Annotated in this window: 16 protein-coding genes and 1 pseudogene; 6 read left to right on the top strand and 11 right to left on the bottom strand. The window is 71.2% G+C overall.

The genetic code is table 11. From position 1 onward, the window contains the following. Nucleotides 1-21: 21 nt before the first annotated feature. The 3 genes from dhaL to IEY86_RS25920 all read right to left on the bottom strand — a co-directional run bounded on the left by dhaL (nucleotide 22) and on the right by IEY86_RS25920 (nucleotide 2,266). A complete protein-coding gene (gene dhaL / locus IEY86_RS25930; protein ID WP_189134263.1) occupies nucleotides 22-648 on the bottom strand; it encodes a dihydroxyacetone kinase subunit DhaL in 627 nt (208 codons plus the stop codon). A 188-nt stretch (nucleotides 649-836) separates the two neighbouring features. Next, nucleotides 837-1,202, bottom strand: coding sequence for a dihydroxyacetone kinase subunit DhaK (locus IEY86_RS37615; RefSeq protein ID WP_189134262.1), 366 nt, complete (start codon nucleotides 1,200-1,202; stop codon nucleotides 837-839). 287 nt (nucleotides 1,203-1,489) lie between these two features. Next, on the bottom strand, nucleotides 1,490-2,266 hold the full coding sequence (locus IEY86_RS25920) for an IclR family transcriptional regulator (protein WP_189134261.1): 777 nt from the start codon (nucleotides 2,264-2,266) through the stop codon (nucleotides 1,490-1,492). Between the two features lie 57 nt (nucleotides 2,267-2,323). Between IEY86_RS25920 and dhaM the strand changes: the two genes are divergently transcribed. Together dhaM and IEY86_RS25910 are read left to right on the top strand one after the other, a co-directional pair. After that, entirely contained in the window at nucleotides 2,324-2,716 is a 393-nt protein-coding gene (dhaM, locus tag IEY86_RS25915) for a dihydroxyacetone kinase phosphoryl donor subunit DhaM (protein WP_189134260.1), read from the top strand. After that, nucleotides 2,700-3,068, top strand: a complete 369-nt coding sequence (locus tag IEY86_RS25910) for an HPr family phosphocarrier protein (RefSeq protein ID WP_189134259.1) — start codon at nucleotides 2,700-2,702, stop codon at nucleotides 3,066-3,068. The genes dhaM and IEY86_RS25910 overlap by 17 nt, the downstream gene beginning before the upstream one ends. A 180-nt stretch (nucleotides 3,069-3,248) precedes the next feature. Here IEY86_RS25910 and IEY86_RS25905 read toward each other — a convergent pair. The 4 genes and pseudogenes from IEY86_RS25905 to IEY86_RS25890 form a co-directional block, all read right to left on the bottom strand. Then, nucleotides 3,249-3,502, bottom strand: a pseudogene (locus IEY86_RS25905) (S1 family peptidase); the annotation flags it as partial. A 39-nt stretch (nucleotides 3,503-3,541) separates the two neighbouring features. Beyond that, nucleotides 3,542-4,507: a slipin family protein gene (locus IEY86_RS25900; protein WP_189134258.1), complete on the bottom strand. Its 966-nt coding sequence runs from the start codon at nucleotides 4,505-4,507 to the stop codon at nucleotides 3,542-3,544. A 273-nt stretch (nucleotides 4,508-4,780) separates the two neighbouring features. Then, nucleotides 4,781-5,851 carry a S1 family peptidase gene (locus IEY86_RS25895; protein ID WP_229698759.1) on the bottom strand — a complete coding sequence of 357 codons (1,071 nt, stop codon included), beginning with the start codon at nucleotides 5,849-5,851 and terminating at the stop codon, nucleotides 4,781-4,783. Between the two features lie 344 nt (nucleotides 5,852-6,195). Further along, nucleotides 6,196-8,373: an FAD/NAD(P)-binding protein gene (locus tag IEY86_RS25890; RefSeq protein WP_229698758.1), complete on the bottom strand. Its 2,178-nt coding sequence runs from the start codon at nucleotides 8,371-8,373 to the stop codon at nucleotides 6,196-6,198. 618 nt (nucleotides 8,374-8,991) lie between these two features. On the opposite strand from IEY86_RS25890, the gene IEY86_RS25885 reads away from it, so the two are divergent. Continuing rightward, entirely contained in the window at nucleotides 8,992-10,098 is a 1,107-nt protein-coding gene (locus IEY86_RS25885) for an LLM class flavin-dependent oxidoreductase (RefSeq protein WP_189134256.1), read from the top strand. A 7-nt stretch (nucleotides 10,099-10,105) separates the two neighbouring features. Then, nucleotides 10,106-10,618, top strand: coding sequence for a GNAT family N-acetyltransferase (locus IEY86_RS25880; RefSeq protein WP_189134255.1), 513 nt, complete (start codon nucleotides 10,106-10,108; stop codon nucleotides 10,616-10,618). Between the two features lie 18 nt (nucleotides 10,619-10,636). On the opposite strand, the gene IEY86_RS25875 is transcribed toward IEY86_RS25880, so the two are convergent. After that, nucleotides 10,637-11,869, bottom strand: coding sequence for a DUF5685 family protein (locus IEY86_RS25875; protein ID WP_189134254.1), 1,233 nt, complete (start codon nucleotides 11,867-11,869; stop codon nucleotides 10,637-10,639). A gap of 219 nt (nucleotides 11,870-12,088) precedes the next feature. Here IEY86_RS25875 and IEY86_RS25870 point away from each other — a divergent pair, with 219 nt between their 5' ends. Beyond that, a complete protein-coding gene (locus IEY86_RS25870; protein ID WP_189134305.1) occupies nucleotides 12,089-13,534 on the top strand; it encodes an amino acid permease in 1,446 nt (481 codons plus the stop codon). Nucleotides 13,535-14,003: 469 nt separating this feature from the next. Further along, a complete protein-coding gene (locus IEY86_RS25865) occupies nucleotides 14,004-14,444 on the top strand; it encodes a cell division protein SepF (RefSeq protein ID WP_189134253.1) in 441 nt (146 codons plus the stop codon). Nucleotides 14,445-14,524: 80 nt separating this feature from the next. Here the strand turns inward: IEY86_RS25865 and IEY86_RS25860 are convergent, their stop codons facing one another. The 3 genes from IEY86_RS25860 to IEY86_RS25850 form a co-directional block, all read right to left on the bottom strand. Further along, the gene (locus IEY86_RS25860) at nucleotides 14,525-15,712 is read right to left on the bottom strand and encodes an acyl-CoA dehydrogenase family protein (RefSeq protein ID WP_189134252.1); all 1,188 of its coding nucleotides are present in this window, start codon (nucleotides 15,710-15,712) and stop codon (nucleotides 14,525-14,527) included. 123 nt (nucleotides 15,713-15,835) lie between these two features. Continuing rightward, nucleotides 15,836-17,458 (bottom strand): MFS transporter, encoded by a 1,623-nt coding sequence (locus IEY86_RS25855; RefSeq protein WP_189134251.1) that lies wholly within the window; start codon nucleotides 17,456-17,458, stop codon nucleotides 15,836-15,838. Between the two features lie 153 nt (nucleotides 17,459-17,611). Continuing rightward, nucleotides 17,612-19,087 (bottom strand): DUF2637 domain-containing protein, encoded by a 1,476-nt coding sequence (locus tag IEY86_RS25850; protein WP_189134250.1) that lies wholly within the window; start codon nucleotides 19,085-19,087, stop codon nucleotides 17,612-17,614. Nucleotides 19,088-19,439 lie beyond the last annotated feature (352 nt).

Raw genomic sequence — 19,439 nt, 5'->3', positions numbered from 1 at the left:
GGGGACTGGCCGGTTCGCGGCTCACCGGGCGTTCACCGTCTCGGCGAGCGTGCGGAAGATCAGCGCGGTGGACGTGGCACCGGGGTCCTGGTGGCCGACGCTGCGCGCGCCGAGATAGGAGGCGCGGCCCTTGCGGGCCTGCATCGGCGTGGTCTCCCGCATCCCGGTCTCCGCGGCGTCGGCGGCCGCCTCGGCGGCGGCACCGAAGTCGGAGGCCGCCCCGACGCTTCGCTGGAAGGCGGCGAGTGCGGGGGTGTAGGCGTCGATCATCGTCTTGTCGCCGGGTGTCGCGGCGCCGAGCCTCTTGACGCTCTCCAGCCCGGCCGCGAGAGCGGCGACGAACTGTTCCGGGTCCGCGGTGGGGGCGTCCAGCGCCTTTCCCATGGAGCGGAAGACGCTGCCGTACAAGGGGCCGGAGGCGCCGCCGACGCTGGAGACGAGGGTGGTGCCGGTCTTGGTGAGCACATCCCCGACGGAGGCCGGCTCCAGCGCGGCGACGGCGGCGACGGCGGCCGTGAACCCTCGGTGCATATTGCTGCCGTGGTCGGCGTCACCGATGGCCGAGTCCAGTTGGGTGAGGTAGTCCTTCTGCTCGTCGACGGCAACGGCGATGGCCTGCACCCAGGCGCGGGCAAGGGCGATGTCCACGGGGTCTCCTTCATGGGATGGCGCTGGTCGGAAACGGGGGGAGGCGGGCGGATGGGTGGATGGGGGGTCGGCGGAGGCGGCCGGGGCAGTGACGGCCGGGGTGTCTGCGGCCGGGGTGGTGACGGCCGAGCCGGTGGCGGGCGAGGCGGTGGCGGGCGAGGCGAGGCGTCGGCTGCCTCCACCGGTTCTCACATGCCCCAGCGCAGGGCCGGGGTGTTCACGGGGGCGTCCCACAGGGCCAGCATGGCGGCATCGGTCTTGCACACAGTGATGGAAACACCGGCCATGTCGAGGCTGGTGATGTAGTTGCCGACCAGGCTGCGGGCGATGCGCACTCCCTTGCCCGCGAGCGCGGCGGCGACCGCGCCGACACACTCGGCGGCGAGGTGGACGGGCAGCTTGCCCCAGTGGGCGGTCCCGCCGAACAGCTCGGCGACGGGCATGGGGCCGACGCTGCGTACCGGGTTGATGGACGCTCCGGTGGCGGCCGCCACGGGGATGATGACGGCGAACACGGCGGCGAGCAGATTTTGGGGATATGTGCTCTCTTCCATGACCGCGCCCAGCACCCAGGTTGGCGGTTGGGCGTCTCACCTCCTCCGCGCTACGGCGGTTGTGAAGGGGGAGTCGGCCGCCGGGTTCGGTCAGGGAGGCTGCCCGACGGCCGACTCGGGTGCCGGATATACCGGGTACGATGTTCATCATTAATGAACATTGGTCGGAAGCTATGCCCGCGTTTCGGCCCTGTCAAGAGGTTCCGCACGGACAGCAGGCACTCACCTCGCGCAAATCCCGTACGCGGATCCGGGCATGACCGGTGGACCCACCCGCCCGAGGGGGGTCAGACACCCGCTCCCCGGGCGCCGCCCCGAGGAGCTCCCAGATCGCGGGAGAGATTGCGGGCCGTCTCACGGACCGCCACCGCGATGTCCTGGCGGGCGGACTCGGCGAGAAGGCGCTCCACCGGCCCGACGACGCCGATGGCGCCCACGACCTCACCGGAGCGGCCGAAGACGGGGGCGGCGATACCCGCGTCGCCCAGGGCCGACTCCTGGTCCTCCAGCGCGTAGCCGGTCCCGCGGACCTGTTCGAGCTGGCTGTTCAGGACGGCGGCGTCGGTGATGCTCGCACCGGTCAATACCGCGAGGTCGCCGGCGAGCAGCCGCCGGCGCTCGGCCTCCGGGGCGAACGCGGCCACGGCCTTGCCGAGGGCGCAGGTGCTCCACGGGATACTGGCGCCGACCTCGAGGATCTGCACCGCGCCCTCCGGACGGAAGGCGTGGTGCACCACGAGGACGTGGTCGCCGGTGAGCACGCCGACCCACACCGCCTCGCCGGCCCGCGTGGCCAGCAGGTCCGCCCAGGTCAGCGAGCGGGTGCGCAGCTCCTGGGTGTCGAGGTAGGCGTTGCCCAGCCCGACGAGGGCCGGTCCGAGCTGGTACTTGGCACTCTCGCGGTCCTGGACGACCAGCCCCTCCCCCTCGAGGGTGCGCAGCAAAGCGTGCACGGTGGGCTTGGCCACACCGAGGCGGTCGGCCAGCTCGGTCACACCGAGGCGGGGGCCCGAGGTCGAGAGCTCCCGGAGGATCTGGACCGCGCGCTGCACCGACTGAACCATAAATACTCCTGCATTCGGTATTGATGAACGGCGTTCCTAGATCTAATATCCTTGTTCATGACCAGACCTGTCGGCATCGTACTCGTGTCACACAGCGCCGATCTCGCTGCCGGTCTCTGCCAGTTGGTGGGGCAGATCGGCTCGGACAGCGTTCCGGTGACCGTCGCCGGAGGCACCGACGACGGCCGCATCGGCACCAGCTACAACCTCGTGCTGCAAGCCATCTCCAAGGCCGACCGGGGCGGCGGCGTGATCGTCCTGCCCGACCTCGGCAGCGCCGTACTCACCACCCGTACCGTCCTTGAGGACCATCCCCGCTCCGATGTGCTGATCATCGACGCGCCCTTCGTCGAAGGCGCGGTCGCGGCCGTCGTCACCGCGTCGACCGGAGCGGACCTCAAGACGGTCGCCGACGCCGCCAAGGAGGCCCGGCATGCCCTCAAGCTCTGACACCGCCACCAGCACCGACATCGCCGGCCCCGGCACAGCTGTCGCCGGCCCTGCCCCTGCCCCTGCCCCTGCCCCTGTGGGCTCCGCCACCACCGCGGACTCCCGCACGATCGCCGTGGTCCTGCCCGCCCATCTGCACGCGCGCCCGGCCGGCCGTCTGGCGCAAGCCGCGGCCCGCTTCAGCAGCTCCGTCGAGCTCGAGCACGCCGGCCGCACGGTCAACCCGGCCGGGATCCTGGCCGTGATGGGCCTCGGCGCCGTGGCCGGGACAACCGTGACGATCCGGGCCAGCGGCGAGGACGCCGACGATGCGGCCGCCGCCCTGGCCGAGATCCTCGCCACCGCCGAATAGGCCGCCACCGCCGAATGGCCCGCCACCGCCGCGCGGGCAGGACAACGCGTCGCGGGCCGGACAACGCGGAACACCAGCACGCAACAGGACGGGCCCGGGCACCATGGGGGTGCGTCCGGGCCCGTCGGCCCTGTGGGGAGTGCCTGTGAAGCGACCCGGGCTGTGGCCGGCGAAGTGCGCTCAGCCGATCTGGGCACCCTCGGCGCTCAGCGCCTCGGTCACCGGCTGGAAGAAGGTCTCCCCACCGCCCGACGCAGTCGCCGCTGCCACCGGAGTAGTTTCACGGTCACGTTCAGACCCGTCACGGTGCCGTCCTGCACCTGCGTGGTGCCGCCGCCGCGCTTGACCGCCCGGCCGACCGTGGCGTCACCGGCCGAGGCGATCGGCTGCGTACCCGCGCCGCAGAGGCTTACCTCGCTCAGGTGGTCTGTTGAGGAACATGCACAAGGAGTCACACACCCCATTGACCCCGCTCAATCGGACAGTTCGCCGTCTTTCGACTGAGGCGACGGCTCCGGCGACGTGATCCCGGGCGGGACAGGCGGGGGCTCGACGGGGGCCTTCGGAACGGAGGGCGGCACCTCATGGGGCCCAGCCGCGGACGAAGGCGCAGCCGCGGAGGGCGACGAGGACGGCGACGAGGACGAGGAAGAAGCGGAGGAGGACGAGGGCACGGACGACGGGTCGTTCTGCGCCGCTCGCTCGAGGAAGCGCAGCAGCTCGACGGGGAACGGCAGCACCAGCGTGGAGTTCTTCTCCGCCGCGACCGCCACCACCGTCTGGAGCAGCCGCAACTGGAGCGCGGCCGGGGTCTCGGCCATGACCGCCGCGGCCTCCGACAGCTTGTGGGACGCCTGGAGCTCCGCGTCCGCGTTGATGATCCGGGCCCGGCGCTCCCGCTCCGCCTCGGACTGGCGGGCCATCGAGCGCTTCATCGTCTCCGGCAGCGAGACGTCCTTGATCTCCACTCGGTCGACCTGCACTCCCCAGCCCACCGCGGGGCTTTCGATCATCAGCTCGAGACCCTGGTTGAGCTTCTCCCGGTTGGAGAGCAGATCGTCCAGGTCGCTCTTGCCGATGATCGAACGCAGCGAGGTCTGCGCCATCTGCGACACCGCGAAGCGGTAGTCCTCCACCCTGATCACCGCGTCCGCCGGGTCCACGACCTTGAAGTAGACGACCGCGTCCACCCGGACGGTGACATTGTCGCGGGTGATGCCCTCCTGGGCGGGGATCGGCATCGTCACGATCTGCATATTGACCTTGCGGATGCGGTCGACGAACGGGATGACCGTCGTAAAGCCGGGGCCTCTCACCCGGCCCCTCAGCCGCCCCAGGCGTAGCACCACGCCTCTTTCGTACTGCTGTACCACCCGGGCGCTCGCCGCGAATGCCACCAGGCCGCCCGCCAGCACCCCTGCCAAGATCTCGATGAGCATCGGGGCACCCCCTGCTCTCCATACCAGGCTCTACCGCACCAGCCGCCCCAGCAGGGGGATCCACCGGGGCTCGTTTTCCACGGTACCTCTCGCCGAACAGGCGCGAAGGTGCCCCGGACGCCGCTGCTTGGCGTCCGGGGCACCTCCTTTCCCCGCGGAATGTGGATCACGTGGGGGGATCGGTTGTGGATCGGTGGCGGTCCCTCGGCCGGAGCCCGGCCGACACCGAACGAGGGACCGCGGGCGCGGTCAGTACACGCTCACGCCATAGGCTCAGTACACGCTCACGCCATAGGCGGAGAGCGCTTCGGTGACCGGCTGGAAGAAGGTCGTTCCCCCGGAGCTGCAATTGCCGGAGCCACCGGAGGTCAGACCGATGGCGGTGCTGCCGGAGTACAGCGACCCACCGCTGTCGCCGGGCTCGGCGCACACGGTGGTGCGGATCAGGCCCGAGACGATGTCGCCGCCTCCGTAGTTCACGGTCTGGTTCAAGGCGGTCACGGTGCCGCTGTGGATGCCCGTGGTGCTGCCGCGGCGCGTCACCGACTGGCCGACGAAGGCGTTGCCCGCACCGGTGATGTCCACACTGCCGACGGTGCCGGGGTGCGAGATCGCGGTGTTGGCGTACCGGACGATGCCGTAGTCGTTGCCCGGGAAGCTGGAGCCCGCCGTCGGACCGATGTACGTGGTCAGCGACGAGTTGGTGTACCAGTTCGGGAAGCCCTCGGTGCAGTGGCCCGCGGTCAGGAAGTAGTACGTGCTGCCGCTGCGGACGTTGAAGCCGACGGAGCAGCGCCAGCCGGCGTCGGCGTAGATCGGGTCGCCGCCGGACAGGAGCTTGCTGAACCTGCCGGACACGCGGTCAACGGTGACCGCGCCGCCGAATCGTGCGGCGACCTTGTGCAGCTTGGCCATCTGCGCACGGGTGACCCTGGAGTCCGCCGAGACGCGCAGGGTGTTGGTCTTGACGTCCACACCCCAGGCGGTGCCCGCGATGTTCGCGGACTTCTGGATCGCCGAGCCGGCCTTGGCCAGGTCGGCGGAGCTGTGCTTGACGGTTCTCGGGATCGCGCCGGCCGCGCGAACCTGGGAGGCGGCGGAGCCACTGGTGACGTTGACGACCATCTTCTTGGCCGCCGAGTCGAAGTAGCTGCCGGCCGTGCTGTCCGCGCCGAGCCTGGACGCGACAGTGGCGGCCTGATCGGGGGACGCGGCCTTGGCGTCGGTCGCGGCGCTCGCCGTGGGAACCACGAAGGCGCTCACCGCGATCAGGCCCGAGGCCGCGGCGATCAGCCGGGCGTGTCGAGGAATGGCGCGGGTGGCAATGGAGCGTCTGATCTTCACTCAAACCTCCGGTGAGGAAAGGCCGACCGATGGGTGGGCCGACCTGGCAGCCCGATGCCCGGACACCGCCAGTTTCGACGTGCCCCTGACAAAGAGTCGAGGGAAGTATTCAGACAGCACGGGGCGCTGCACAAGGGGGCATTCAGGCCGCGCGCGCAACCCGCGTAGCTAGCCTCCCAGCAGGACACCTTCTGACCTGCTGGGACGCTGCCCGCCGCAGGAACCACCTCTTCCGCGAATGTTCCCCTCCCCGCTCCACCGGCCCCGGGAGGCCCATGGCCGGGCTCTGGGAGGGGGCGTGGGGGCGCATGACGTGCGCCGCGAACGCGGGGGCGGATCGGCGGTCAGGCCCACGTGGCCTCCTTCCGGTCGTCCGGGGCGGCGGCGGTGGGGGCGCACGCGGGCTCGACCAAGCGCTCGGACACGGACTCGGACCCGGACTCGGACACGGGGCGGGCCAAGCCCTCGGACGCGGACTCGGACATACGGCCCGACAGGGACCCGGACATGGACCCGGGCCGAGACTCGGACAGGGACCCCGACTGAGGCTCGGACAGGGTCCCGGACAGGGACTCGGACGCCTGCTCGGCGATCTCGCCGAGCAGGCGCAGCAGCGCGCGGGCCGTGGAGTCGTTCTGGCGGAAGGCCGGGGCATTGGTGCCCGGCCGGGCGAAGGCGGCGAACGAGCGGGCGTTGGTGTGCGCCCCGAGCGCGAAGCGGCGCGGGTGCGCTCTGCCCTGTCCGTCGAGGACCCGGGCGTCCTCGGCCGAGACCGTCAGCAGCCCTGTGCGAATGTTCCGTTCGCCGTCGCGCAGCACCTCCTCCCCGCCCGCGCCGTCCTCGTGGAGTCGGCGCAGCAGCCTGTCGCGGGTCCGGCTGACGGTGGCCGCGGGCAGCCGCGACTCTATGAGCGCGGTCGCCTCGACCTCGCCGGGCAGGCCGGCGCTCCCCGCCCGGAAGACGCCCCGTTCGTGGTCGGTGGTGATCCGCATGTCGGCGCCGACGAAGTTGACGATGCCCGCGCGCGAGAGCGCCAGCATCTGTTCGAGGCGTGGCCCGGGCGGACCGGAGGCCAGGTAGCTGAAGAACCCGTGCCACCACCCGTCGATGTCGCGCAGCCGGGAGCGGGGGGCTATCGCGCCGGACGCGATCAGCCGCGGCAGATTGCCGTACGCCGACAGCAGGGCGAGGAAGGCGCCGAGGTCGGCGCTGTGGCGGGGGTCCGCTCGACGGGCGATGTCCAGCCCGATGTAGGAGCGCACATAGTCCTGGAGCGCTTCCGGCCCGCCGAAGCGCAGCCCTTCCAGCGGCCGGTCCAGGGCCTCCAGGTCGAGCCGGTCGGCGCGGTCCGGAATGCTCGCGGCAACGAGGGCCTGCAGTTCGGCGCTGCCGTGGTCGACGGCCGCGTACTTCTCCTCGAACTGCGGCCAGTTGACCGTTGTCCGCTCCGGGTGGGCGGTGAACAGCCGGTGGTAGTAGCCGTATCCGATCTCCTTCGCGATCAGGGGCCAGATGTCGCGCTGGAAGTCGAGGCGTCCTGGCCGGGCCAGCAGCGCGTCGACGGCGTCGGGGCCGAAGAATCGCGGCAGGGGCGGGCGTTCGCCGGTGAGCGGATATCCGATCTTGGAGTGGTAGGGGACTCCGCGCCGGGAGCCGACGTACAGCACGGGCTCCTGACCGCAGGGGTGGTACCGCAGAGTTCCGCGCGGACCCTCCGTGTAGGTCCCGCCGCGGCCCTCGGTCAGCAGGACCATCAGGTCGACGAAGGCCAGGCCGAAGCCGCGCATGAGGACGGCCTCGCCGGGCCTGATGCCGGACAGGTCGCTGTCGGCGGAGAACTCCGGCGGCAGATAGGTCAGTCCGTGGTCGCGGGCGAAGGCGGCGAGCACCCGCTCCTGTCGGTCCGGCAGGGCGTCGAGGTGGCCGAGGGCGAGGACGGCCACGTCCGCGGTCAGCGGCACCGGCTCGCCGTCGAGCCAGACGGACTGCGTGCCGCGGCGCGGCCCGGTGATCCGCACGGCGTGCTTGCGGTGGACCTCGACGGTGATGTTGGGCGGCAGGGAGTCGGCGGTGTGCTGGAAGACCCAGGTCAGATAGGCGCTCTGCAACCGGCGGGTGGGGAACGTCGAGCCGCTCAGCCCGGCCAACTCGTCCTCGAGGTCGGGCTCGAGGGGGACGCGCAGTTCGCCGGAGCGAACGCGCTCGGCCCACTGCGCCAGCGAGGGCCCGTGCCGGATGGGGCCGTCGCACACCACGGACTCGTCGGTGAACATCGTGACGTCCTCCGCCATCGAGTTCATCCGCAGCAGCGGCGACTGCTCGAGCCGCCAGACCCGGCCGGCTCCCGGCGGGTACGGGTCGACGAGGTGGATGTGCAGACGACGTCCGCCGGACAGCTCGGGGGCGTTGGCCGCGATCCGCTCCAGCAGGCCGGTGGCCCGGGGGCCCGCGCCGACGACGACGAGCGTCGCGGACGCGTTCGGGGATGGGGCGGCCGGGGAAGGCCCGGCCGGGGAAGACACGGTCGGGGAAGACACGGTCGGGGAAGACACGGTCGGGGAAAAGGAAGGGCGCGGGTGCGCGGTCATGGAGAGGGCTCCGTCGTGGGGCGCGACGCATGGCGGATGACGGGAAGAGTCGGGAATTCGAGCAATTCGCCCTCACGCGCTGCCGCGCCCCTCAACGCGACCGGGTGGCAACCGCCTCGGCGCCACCCTGTTCGAAGCTAAAGCGTCAACGACGTCCGTTGTCAAGCCCGTCCAGAATGCGGGCGGTGGAACACCTCGCGGTTGACGCGACCGCGGTTCGCTGTTCAACTGTTCGTATGCGTCCGCAACGGCTGGTCACCCGCGACCACATCGACTTCGGTCGTGTGTGGTCGTGCTCGTGTTGCCGCTGACCCGGTAGCCGCCGTGCGACGACGTCCCCGCCCCTCCTGACGGCATTCCGTCCACGGGGGCGTATTCCACGGGCATTCGAGCTGCCTTCTCCTTGATTCGCCCCGCCTTCACGCGTTTGCCCTTGCCGCACGGCGTTCTCTTCCAGGACGCGTGTTTCGGCCCCATGCGTCCGACCGGGTTCCGGACCGGTGTTTCCGTGTTCCGGCCTTGTTTCCAGTGTTTCGAGAAAGGCACACAGCCATGCCTGTCGAGTTCCTCGGTATTGCCGCGACGAATGACGGCTCCGAGACGGGCCCCCGCTCCGGGGCGTCGTTCGACAAGGAGTACACCTTGCGGCTCGCCCGCGCCCACGAGGACTACGGGTGGGACCGGGTGCTGTTCGCCTACGGCTCCGGGTCGCCCGACCCCGCCCCGGCCGCCGCCTACATCGCCTCGCATCTGGACCGGCTCCAGATCCTGCTGGCGCACCGGCCCAATGTCTCCTACCCGACCTTCGCCGCCAAGACGTTCGCCACGCTGGACCGGATCAGCGACGGGCGGCTGACCGTGCACTTCATCACCGGCGGGAACGACCACGAACAAGCGCGCGAGGGCGACTTCCTCACCAAGGACGAGCGGTACTCACGCACCCGTGAGTACATCTCGGTCGTGAAGAAGATCTGGACCACGCACGAGCCGTTCGACCACGAGGGCGAGCACTACCGGTTCGAGGACTTCGTCAGCGATACCTTCCCGGTGCAGCAGCCGCGCCCGCGGGTGTCGTTCGGCGGCTCGTCCCCCGCCGCCTACGCGGCCGGTGGGGCCGAGGCCGACATCTACTGCCTGTGGGGCGAGCCCCTGGCGCAGACCGCCGAGCAGATCGAGTCGGTGAAGGCGGCGGCGAAGGCGGCCGGGCGCACCGATGTCCCCAGGATCCAGGTGGCGTTCCGGCCGATCATCGCGCCGACGGAGGAGCTGGCGTGGGAGAAGGCGCACCGCACCCTGGCGAGGATCCGCGCCCGCAAGGCCGATGGCACTGCGCTGATCCGCCATCACACGGGCAACCCGGAGAACGCCGGTTCGCAGCGCCTGCTGGCCGTGGCCGCCGAGGGTGAGCGGCACGACCGCGCGCTGTGGACGCCGACGGCCGCCGAGACCGGTGGCGCGGGCAACTCCACCGCCCTGGTCGGCACCCCGGAGACGGTGGCGCGGGCGCTGCTCGACTACTACGACCTCGGCGTGGACATCCTGTCCGCCCGCGGCTACGACCTGCTCGACGACGCCATCGACTTCGGACGCCATGTCATCCCGCTGGTGCGCGAGGAGGTCGCCAAGCGCGACGCCGAGCGGCAGCGCACGGACGGGTGAGCGGGGGATGGGCTTCGAGGTGGTGACGCCGGCGGGTATCGAGGTGTACCGCACCTCCATCGCCGATCCCGCGGCCCGCCCGCTGGTCGAGGAGCTGCACCGCGAGTACAACGAGCGGTACGGCCCCAACGAGGAGGTGTACCGCTACCCGCCCGAGGAGTTCGCCCCGCCCGCGGGGGCGTTCCTGCTCCTGCTGGAGAACGGCGGGCCGGTGGCGGGTGGCGCGTTCCGCCGCTACGACGAGGAGACCGCCGAGGTCAAGCGGATGTGGACGTCCTCCGCGCACCGCCGCAGGGGGCTGGCCCGCCGGGCGCTGCGGGCGTTGGAGGACGAGGCGAGGGCGTACGGCTACCGGCGGATGTATCTGACGACGGGCCCGCGCCAGCCCGAGGCCAGGGGGCTGTACCTGGCGGAGGGCTACTCGCCCCTGTTCGACCTGACGGCGGATCCGGAGACGATCGGCCCGCTGCCGTTCGAGAAGGCCCTGGTCGGGAGGGACGGGCGGAACGGCACTCCCTGACCGGGGCCGACCCGCCGTTCAGCAGCCGCAGTCGCATCCGCAGTCGCAGCAGTCGCATCCATCGCAGCACCCATCGCAGCAGTCGCACCCATCGCAACAGCCGTCGCAGTCGCAGTCGCACTTGTGGCACAGGCCCTCGCGCTTCTCACCGGTCCAGGGATCGTGGAACTCCCCCGAACAGCACACCTGGCAGGTCAGGCAGAGCCCGGCCCACACCGCGCAGCCGGCCACGAGCCCGCGCCTGCGGCCTCCGCGGTGGGGCGGCTCGGGCGGCGGCGCGCCCGGTCCATAGGGATTGCCCGGCGGGTGGGGCGCGCCCGGCGGATGCGGTGCCTGCGGCGGCCCGAAGGCAGCCTTGACGCCCCCGGCTCCCGTGGCACCCCGGGTCGCCGTGCACGCGTGCCCCGTCGTCCCGAACGCCCGGTCCACCGAGCGGCGCAACTCGTGCACGAGCAGGACGTGCGCAAGCTTGCCGTCGGTGAACTCCACGTCCCGAAGGGCGAGTTCGATGCCGTGCAGCGCGTCGTCGCACAGCCTTCTGGCCTCGGCGAGGCCGGTGCCGGTCCCGGCCAGCGGATTCCAGGCGCCCGTCCTGGCGTCCTCCTCCAGGTCCTCCACCGCGTCCAGCAGGTGGGCGAGCCGCCCGAAGAGCCGTCCCGCCTCCTCCAGCGCGGTGACATTGCCGGGGCGGCCGGCGAGCACGGCGGTGTGCCCGAACGCCGCCGACGTCGCCGTCTCGGTCGGCTCGGTCACCTCCAGCAGGGTGCCGCCCGCGGCCTCGATCTCGGGCTGCCGCCGCACCGCCTCGACCAGCACCGCGGTGTCGAAGCCGACATCGGCCCCGGTGGCCGCTCCCTTGCGATCCCAGCGCGCGGCCACCCGGCGGGCCGCCGCGGCGACGGGCCTGCGGGCGAGCAGCCCGTCCCGGTCGGCCACATGGTCACGCACCTTGGCCGAGGCCAGGACCAGCGAGACCGCCGCGGCGAGGCGGGCGCCCTCGCCGCGCGCCACCTCGTGGGAGCGCATCCCGCGCAGCGGGCAGGGCCCCGCCGCACGGCGGCTGTCCGTCGAAGGCGGGGCCTGTGCCTCCGCCAGCACCGAGATGATCAGACCGTCGTAGTTGGTGACGACACGTGCCATCTGGCCGTGGTCGTCACGAAGCGCCAGGCAGAGGCCGCACAAGTGGGCCATCCACGCGGTGGCGAGCTTCTCCGGCAGACGGTGGCGGCACGGCCGAATGATCCCGAACAACACTCCCCCTGTGTCTCGCGCGTTCCACGCTCTTCCGCGATCAGCCCGCCATGGTAACCACTGGCCAAAACTTCACAGCACCCACCCCCTGTGCAGATCGGACAACAACCGCCACCATTGGCCCACTCTGCTCTGCAACTCCCACGGAGGTGGCGTTTGTCGACCCAGGACGAGCAGCGGCTCCACGAGCTCGGGTACGCGCAGGAGCTGCGCAGACGTATGTCGGCCTTCTCCAACTTCGCGGTCTCGTTCACCATCATCTCGGTCCTGTCCGGGTGCCTGACCCTGTACGGCACCGGGATGAACGCCGGCGGCCCCGCCATGATCAGCTGGGGCTGGCCGATCGTCGGTCTGATGACCCTCTTCGTGGGCCTGGCGATGGCGGAGGTCTGCTCGAGCTTCCCCACCGCCGGGGGCCTGTACTACTGGTCGGCCAAGCTGGCGCCGCGCAACGGGCCGGCGTGGAGCTGGTTCACCGGGTGGTTCAACTTCCTCGGCCAGGTCGCCGTCACCGCGGGCATCGACTTCGGCGCGGCCACGTTCATCAATGCCTTCCTCGACCTCCAGTGGGGCTTCTCGGCCACCCCCGGCCACACGGTTCTCGTCTTCGGCTGCGTCCTGCTGCTGCACGCTCTGCTGAACCAGTTCGGTGTGCGGCTGGTCGCCCTGCTGGGCGACATCAGCGTCTGGTGGCACGTCGTCGGCGTGCTCGTCATCGTGGGCGTGCTCGCGGTCAAACCCGCGCACCACCGCTCGGCGGACTTCGTCTTCACCCACTTCGTCAACAACACCGGCTGGGGCTCCACCTTCTATGTCGCCCTGCTGGGCCTGCTCCTCGCCCAGTACACCTTCACCGGTTACGACGCCTCCGCCCATATGACGGAGGAGACGCACGACGCCGCCCGCTCCGGTCCCAAAGGGATCGTGGCGTCCATCGTCGTCTCCCTGGCCGCCGGCTGGATCCTGCTGATCGGCCTGACCTTCGCGATCCAGGACTACGACAAGGAACTCGCCTCGACGACCGGGGTGCCGCCGGTGCAGATCTTCATCGACTCCGCGGGCGTGACCACCGGCAAGCTGCTCCTCCTGATAGCCATCGGCGCGCAGCTGTTCTGCGGGATGTCGTCCGTGACGGCGAACTCGCGCATGATCTACGCGTTCTCCCGTGACGGGGCGCTGCCGCTCTCCTCCTTCTGGCACCGCGTCAATCCGCGTACCCGCACGCCCACCAACGCGATCTGGCTGGCCGCGGGCGGAGCGTTCCTGCTGGGCCTGCCCTACCTGTGGAACGTGACGGCCTACACCGCCGTGACCTCCATCGCCGTCATCGGCCTCTACATCGCCTATGTGCTCCCCACCTTCCTGCGGCTGCGCCAGGGCGACCGCTTCGAGCGCGGCCCCTGGCACCTGGGCCGGTGGAGCCGCCCCATCGGCATCGTGGCGGTGGCCTGGGTCTGCTTCATCAGCGTGCTGTTCATGCTGCCGACGGCGAGCCCGGTGAAGGCGGCGAACTTCAACTACACCCCGTTGGCCGTGCTCGTCGTCCTCGGTTTCGCCGGGGTGTGGTGGGCGGTGTCGGCCAGGAAGTGGTTCACCGGCCCCAAGGTGCAGGGATCGGCCGAGGAACTGGCCGCCCTGGAGCGGGAGCTGGAGTTGCAGGAGTGAACCCTTGGGCCACGTGGCCGTACCCGCAGATGCCTCACGGCACCTGGCGAGGGCTCCGAGGACACCTCGCTACGTCCGGATGCCGTCACATTCACCCCTGGGCGTCCAACGTGACGGACATCTCCTCATCGGCCGAGATCCGCCGCCCGGCACACCCCCTTCCGGCACACGGGAGGGGGGTCGGGGCGACCCGCCGAGCGGTCGTGCGAGACCCGCGAGAAGGTCAACTCGCTTTTCTCGGGGAGGAATTGCGGTGAGGACTTCGTGCGATCACACGTAAAACGTACTTCCTGCCCGTCACCTTCGGTGTGTCATCGAAAGACTGATTGCACGCCAGTATCCAGGGCACCGAGTGCACCAGTACTGTCACGAAACCCCGCCGCTACTACTATCCGCTTGGCGCGATCTCCACATCATGGACGACGATAGGGGTAGCGGACAGCTCGACCGCGCGTGAGAGGAGGCGTCCATGGGTTCGGTGCGTAGGGCGAGTGCCTGGCTGGGACTCGTTGAAGACGGCGATGACGAGCGGTACTACGACGACGAGTACGCCGAGGGTCCGGAGCCCGGTGACTCCTGGGTGACCGACCCCCGGATCCGGGTGGCCTCGGACAGCGCCCAGGAGAACGGGCGGCGGATCGCCACCGTGACCCCGGACGGCTTCCGGGACGCGCGCGGCATCGGCGAGCACTTCCGCGACGGCATCCCGGTGATCATGAACCTGACGGCGCTGGACCCCGCGGACGCCAAGCGCGTCGTGGACTTCGCCGCGGGTCTGGCCTTCGGGCTGCGCGGCTCCATCGAGCGTGTGGCCAGCCGGGTCTTCCTGCTGACCCCGGCGGCGTACCGCGTGATGGACAGCAGCGCCGCCGCGAGGACCAGCGACCGGGGGTTCTTCAACCAGAGCTGATCCGGCCCGGACGGCCGGTCACGCCTCCGATCGATCCCCCGGCCGCGCCGCTCGGCCGACCGGCGCGGCCGCCACCGCGCCTAGCGGAACGCGTCGAGCCCGGTGAGCGCCTTGCCGAGAACGAGTTGGTGCATCTCCGCGGTGCCCTCGTACGTGAGCACCGACTCCAGATTCGTGGCATGGCGCATCACCGGGTACTCCAGCGAGATGCCATTGGCCCCCAGGATCGTCCTGGCGGTCCGGCAGATCTCGATGGCCTCACGGACGTTGTTGAGCTTGCCGAAGCTGATCTGCTCGGGGCGCAGCCTTCCCGCGTCCATACGGCTGCCGAGGTGGTGGGCGAGCAGGATGCCCTTGTGCAGCTCGACGGCCATGTCGGCGAGCTTGGCCTGCGTCAGCTGGAAGCCGCCGATGGGCCTGCCGAACTGCTCCCGGGTGGTGGAGTACTCCAGCGCCGCCTCGAAGCACGACCTGGCGGCGCCCATCGAGCCCCACACGATGCCGTAGCGGGCATGGCTGAGGCAGCTGAGCGGGCCGCGAAGCCCGACGACGCCGGGGAGCACCGCGTCCTCGGGCAGCCGGACGTCGTCCAGCACGAGTTCGCTGGTGACCGACGCGCGCAGGCTCCACTTGTGCTTGATCTCGGGCGCGGAGAAGCCCGGGGAGCCGGTCGGGACGACGAAGCCCCGGATGCCCTCCTCGGTGCGGGCCCAGACGACGGCCACACCGGCCACGGAGCCATTGGTGATCCACATCTTGCGGCCGGTGAGGATCCAGTCGGAGCCGTCCCGCTTGGCGCGGGTGCGCATTCCGGCCGGGTCGGAGCCGTGGTCGGGCTCGGTGAGGCCGAAGCATCCGATGGTCTCGCCCGAGGCCATCGACGGCAGCCACTGCTGCTTCTGCTCCTCCGAGCCGAAGCGGTGGACGGCGTACATCGCGAGCGAGCCCTGCACCGAGACCAGGGAGCGGATACCCGAGTCGGCGGCCTCGAGCTCCAGGCAGGCCAGCCCGTACTGGACAGCACTGGCGCCCGCGCATCCGTAGCCCTCGAGCTGCATGCCCAGGGCGCCGATGGAGCCGAGCTCGCGGGCGAGTTCACGGACCTCGGGGAGCTCGCCGCTCTCGTACCACTGGGCGATGTTCGGGGCCACCCGCGTCTGCGCCCAGCGGCGCACGGTCTCCCGAACGGCGCGGTCCTCGTCGCCGAGCAGGTCGTCGAGGCCCAGCGGGTCACGAGGGTCGAACGGCGGCGGTGGGCTCGTGGTCATGGCTGCTCTCCGCTGTCGGGCAGGGCGGACGTACCGGAGATTGATCACCCGGGTCCCGAGCAGACGGTACGGCCAACACACCCTCGGGTCCAGCCCGCAGGCGCGAGTGAGAGGTTCGTCGCGTCAGCTGCCCGAGCGGGCGGTGGCCAGAACTCGCTCCCCCTCGGCGAGCACGCGCTCCTGGCCGTCCTCGCGCTGCTCGCAGCCGTCGAAGGTGCGCGGCAGGCGAAGGGCGGCGAGCGCGCCGAGCAGGAGCACGCCCGCGCTGACCACCAGGGTGACATGCAGGCCGTGGACGAACGCGGCCCTGGCGGCCTGGCGCAGCGTGGCGCCGGTCGGCCCGCCGAGACCGGAGGCGACCTCGTAGGCCTCGCCGAGGGAGTGCTGAGCGGAGTCTCGGGAGGGCTGCGGGATGCCGGGGGCTCGGCTGACCGCCGGGGCGTAGGCGGCGTTCATGACGCTGCCGAGTATCGCGACACCGAGCCCGGCGCCGAGCTGGTAGGACGTCTCGCCGATGGCCGCGGCTCCGCCCGCCTGTCCGGCGGGGGCATCGCTGAGCATGCCCTCGTACGAAGCGAACAGTGTGGTCTGGATGCCGAAGCCCAGGACGAGGAAACAGCAGGTCAGCAGCGCCGGGCGGTCGTGCTGGCCCATGAGGGTGAGCACAAGGACACCGGCCGCGGTGGAGGCGAAGCCGAGTATGACCATGGTGCGAGGGCCGAGGCGGCGCAGCAGCTTGGAGCCGACCAGGCCGGCGACTATCGCGGAGAACGTCAGCGGCAGCAGCCGCAGGCCCGCCTCCAGGGGGCTCAGCCCGAGCACGAGCTGGAGGTACTGCACGGCGATCAGGGCGAGGCCGACGAGGGCCAGCATCGCGATGACAATGCAGCCGACCGCGGTGCTGAACGCGGGCCGGGAGAACAGCCGCATGTCCACCAGCGGATGCCTGCGGCGGCGCTGGCGGCGGACGAACAGCGAGATCAGGCCGACGCCCGCGAGGAACGGTACGACGGCCTCGGGCGCGGCCACGCCCGTGTCACCTCCGGCCCGCTTGACGCCCAGGACCAGGCAGAGGATGCCCAGGGCGGCGACGAGCGCGCCGAGCACGTCCCACGGCCCCTCGCCGTCGCCCGTCGATTCGGGGAGCAGGTAGCGGCCGACGGGCAGGGAGATCGCCATCAGCGGGATATTGACCAGGAAGACCGAGCCCCACCAGAAGTGCTGGACCAGGAATCCGCCGAGCAGCGGCCCCACGGCCGCGCCGATCGCGGCGACGGCGCTCCAGGCGCCGATGGCGATGGCGCGCTCACGCCGGTCGGGGAAGACATGCCGCAGGATCGACAGGGTCGCGGGCATGATCATGGCGCCGCCGACGCCGAGCAGGGCTCGGGCGCAGATCAGCACTTCGGGTGTCGGGGCGAAGGCGGCCACGGCGGAGGCGAGGGCGAAGAGGGCGTAGCCGAGCAGCAGGATGCGGCGGCGTCCGACGCGGTCGCCGAGGGTGCCGAAGAGGATGAGCAGGGAGGCCGCGACCAGCGGATAGGCGTCGACGATCCACAGCAGTTCCACGGCTCCGGGACGGAGGTCCTCGGAGACGGCGGGTACCGCCACATGGAGGACCGTGGAGTCGAGGGCGACGAGCATGAGGCTGGCGCAGAGCACGACGAGCACGGCCCATCGATTGGTTTCGCGATGCCCGGGGCCGAGCGCCGTCCGTCCGAGGCCGGACGTGGTCGTCCCTGTCATGCACGCACCTCCCGCGCCGTTCCTGTGGGGCCGCTCGTTCTCGTCGTGTCCGGGGCGCGCCTGCCGCGCGGTCCGGCTTCCCGGCGAGATTGGCGATTGACGGGTTAGCGTACGCGAGGTTGCCCGCTGATCGCGTGGCTCACGTCACGTCCGTCAGCGCGTGAGGGTCCCGGTGCCGCTGTACTGGGCCCCGGAGGACGTCTCCGCTTGGTTCGACCGGGCCTCGGACCTGCGCCGCCCCAGCTCGTCGTAGCGGCGGCGGAAGTCGGGCAGGTAGCGGCGGAACGACACCGGGCTCATGGGGCCGTCACCGCGTCCGGAGATGCCGTGCCGCTCCAGGAGGCGCTGAGCCAGCTGCTCGGCCGTGGGGTACTCGCCGTGCTGGTCGCTGAACTCGCAGAACGCCATGAAGTAGACGTCGGCGGCGACCGTCCCGGGGCGGGTGGCGCCCACGCGGTCGTCGGCCGACGCGGGCGGCTGGGACTGCTGGGACTGAGGCGGCTGCGGGGACTGCTGTTGCGGGGACTGCGGCTGCGGGGTGGGCTGGGCGGCCCGCTCCGGCTGGGGCTGCTGCGTGGCTTGGGGCTGCTGCGTTCCTTGGGGCTGCTGCGTGGCTTGGGGCTGCTGCGTTCCTTGGGGCTGCTGCGTTCCTTGGGGCTGCTGGGGCAGGAACTGCTGAGGCTGCGGGTACGGACTCCGATCCTGAAGGTGCTGCTGGGATGTCCGGGGTGCCTGGGCTGCCTGGGGTACCTGCGAGCTCTGAGGGGCGGACTCGGGAAGAGGCTGCTGAGTGGGCACCGCCGCCTCGACGGCGGTCTGCTCCGCCGCCGTCTGCCCCTCTGCCAGCAGCCGCCGGCGCCCTGGCCCGGCGGGGACGGTGACCGGTGCCCGGTGCGGCCGAGCGTCCTCGGTCCGCGGCGCGGGGACGACCGCCTCCCGCGCCTCGATGTCCGCGGCGGCGATCCCGCTGTCCGCGGTCTCGGCCAGCGGCACTCCGTACCGGGCGAGCTTGAGCGGCATCAGCGCCTCGGTCGGCGCCTTGCGCCGCCATGCCTTCCCGTACCTGGCCCGCAGGCGCGCCCGGTAGACCAGCCGGTCTCGCTCGAACTCGATCGCCTCCTCGTAGGAGCGCAGCTCCCACAGCTTCATCCGCCGCCACAGCCGGAACGTGGAGGGGAAGGCGAGCAGCCAGCGGGCCAGCCGCACCGACTCCATGTGCCGGTCGGCGGTGATGTCGGCGATCCGGCCCACCGCGTGCCGCGCGGCCTCGACCGCGGCGATGAACAGCAGCGGGATCACCGCGTGCATGCCCACGCCCAGCGGGTCCGGCCAGGCCGCCGCTCCGTTGAAGGCGACGGTGGCCATGGTGAGCAGCCACGCGGCTTGCCGCAGCAGCGGGAAGGGGATGCGGATCCAGGTCAGCAGCAGGTCGAGCGAGAGCAGGACCACGATGCCCGCGTCTATGCCTATGGGGAAGACGGCGGCGAACCAGCCGAAGCCCTTGCGCTCGGCCAGCTCGCGCACGGCGGAGTAGGAGCCGGCGAAGCCGATGCCCGCGATCAGGACCGCCCCTGCCACCACGATGGCGATCAGCAGGCGATGGGTCCTGGTCAACCGTATCGAGGCCACTGCGGGCGTTCTCCTTGGTCCTGGGCTGCGTGTGGGTCTGCGTCTGGGGCTGGGTCTGCGTCTGCGTCTGGGTCTGCGTCTGGGCGTGGGTCTGACTCTGGGTCTGGGTCCACGTGCGGATCCGACTCCGGCTCCGGGGTGGAGTCCGTGGCGGGTCCGGGCTTGCGTCTTGGGCTTCGGGTCCGGGCGGGGCACTGCGGGGGGCAGCCTTCCATACGACGGTGACAGCCCTGCAACGGCCGGGTCTCTCGTCGTGCACCGCGGGGTGCAACCCGTGGCGTACCGCCGGTGTGCTCGTGGTGCACCGGTGTGTGCGCTCCCGGGCGCTGGGTACCCGAGTGGCGTTCGGACC

The sequence above is a fragment of the Wenjunlia tyrosinilytica genome (genome assembly GCF_014646055.1).
Lineage (GTDB): Bacteria > Actinomycetota > Actinomycetes > Streptomycetales > Streptomycetaceae > Wenjunlia > Wenjunlia tyrosinilytica.
The sequence above is the reverse complement of the archived record's forward strand: the minus strand, read 5'-3'. Positions and strand labels throughout refer to the sequence as shown.

Excerpts from the sequence above, each read along its gene's own strand:
- IEY86_RS37615 (WP_189134262.1), bottom strand. The coding sequence starts at position 1,202 with ATGGAAGAGAGCACATATCCCCAAAATCTGCTCGCCGCCGTGTTCGCC.
- IEY86_RS25920 (WP_189134261.1), bottom strand. The coding sequence starts at position 2,266 with ATGGTTCAGTCGGTGCAGCGCGCGGTCCAGATCCTCCGGGAGCTCTCG.
- dhaM (WP_189134260.1), top strand. The coding sequence starts at position 2,324 with ATGACCAGACCTGTCGGCATCGTACTCGTGTCACACAGCGCCGATCTC.
- IEY86_RS25910 (WP_189134259.1), top strand. The coding sequence starts at position 2,700 with ATGCCCTCAAGCTCTGACACCGCCACCAGCACCGACATCGCCGGCCCC.
- IEY86_RS25900 (WP_189134258.1), bottom strand. The coding sequence starts at position 4,507 with ATGCTCATCGAGATCTTGGCAGGGGTGCTGGCGGGCGGCCTGGTGGCA.
- IEY86_RS25885 (WP_189134256.1), top strand. The coding sequence starts at position 8,992 with ATGCCTGTCGAGTTCCTCGGTATTGCCGCGACGAATGACGGCTCCGAG.
- IEY86_RS25880 (WP_189134255.1), top strand. The coding sequence starts at position 10,106 with ATGGGCTTCGAGGTGGTGACGCCGGCGGGTATCGAGGTGTACCGCACC.
- IEY86_RS25870 (WP_189134305.1), top strand. The coding sequence starts at position 12,089 with ATGTCGGCCTTCTCCAACTTCGCGGTCTCGTTCACCATCATCTCGGTC.
- IEY86_RS25865 (WP_189134253.1), top strand. The coding sequence starts at position 14,004 with ATGGGTTCGGTGCGTAGGGCGAGTGCCTGGCTGGGACTCGTTGAAGAC.
- IEY86_RS25860 (WP_189134252.1), bottom strand. The coding sequence starts at position 15,712 with ATGACCACGAGCCCACCGCCGCCGTTCGACCCTCGTGACCCGCTGGGC.
- IEY86_RS25855 (WP_189134251.1), bottom strand. The coding sequence starts at position 17,458 with ATGACAGGGACGACCACGTCCGGCCTCGGACGGACGGCGCTCGGCCCC.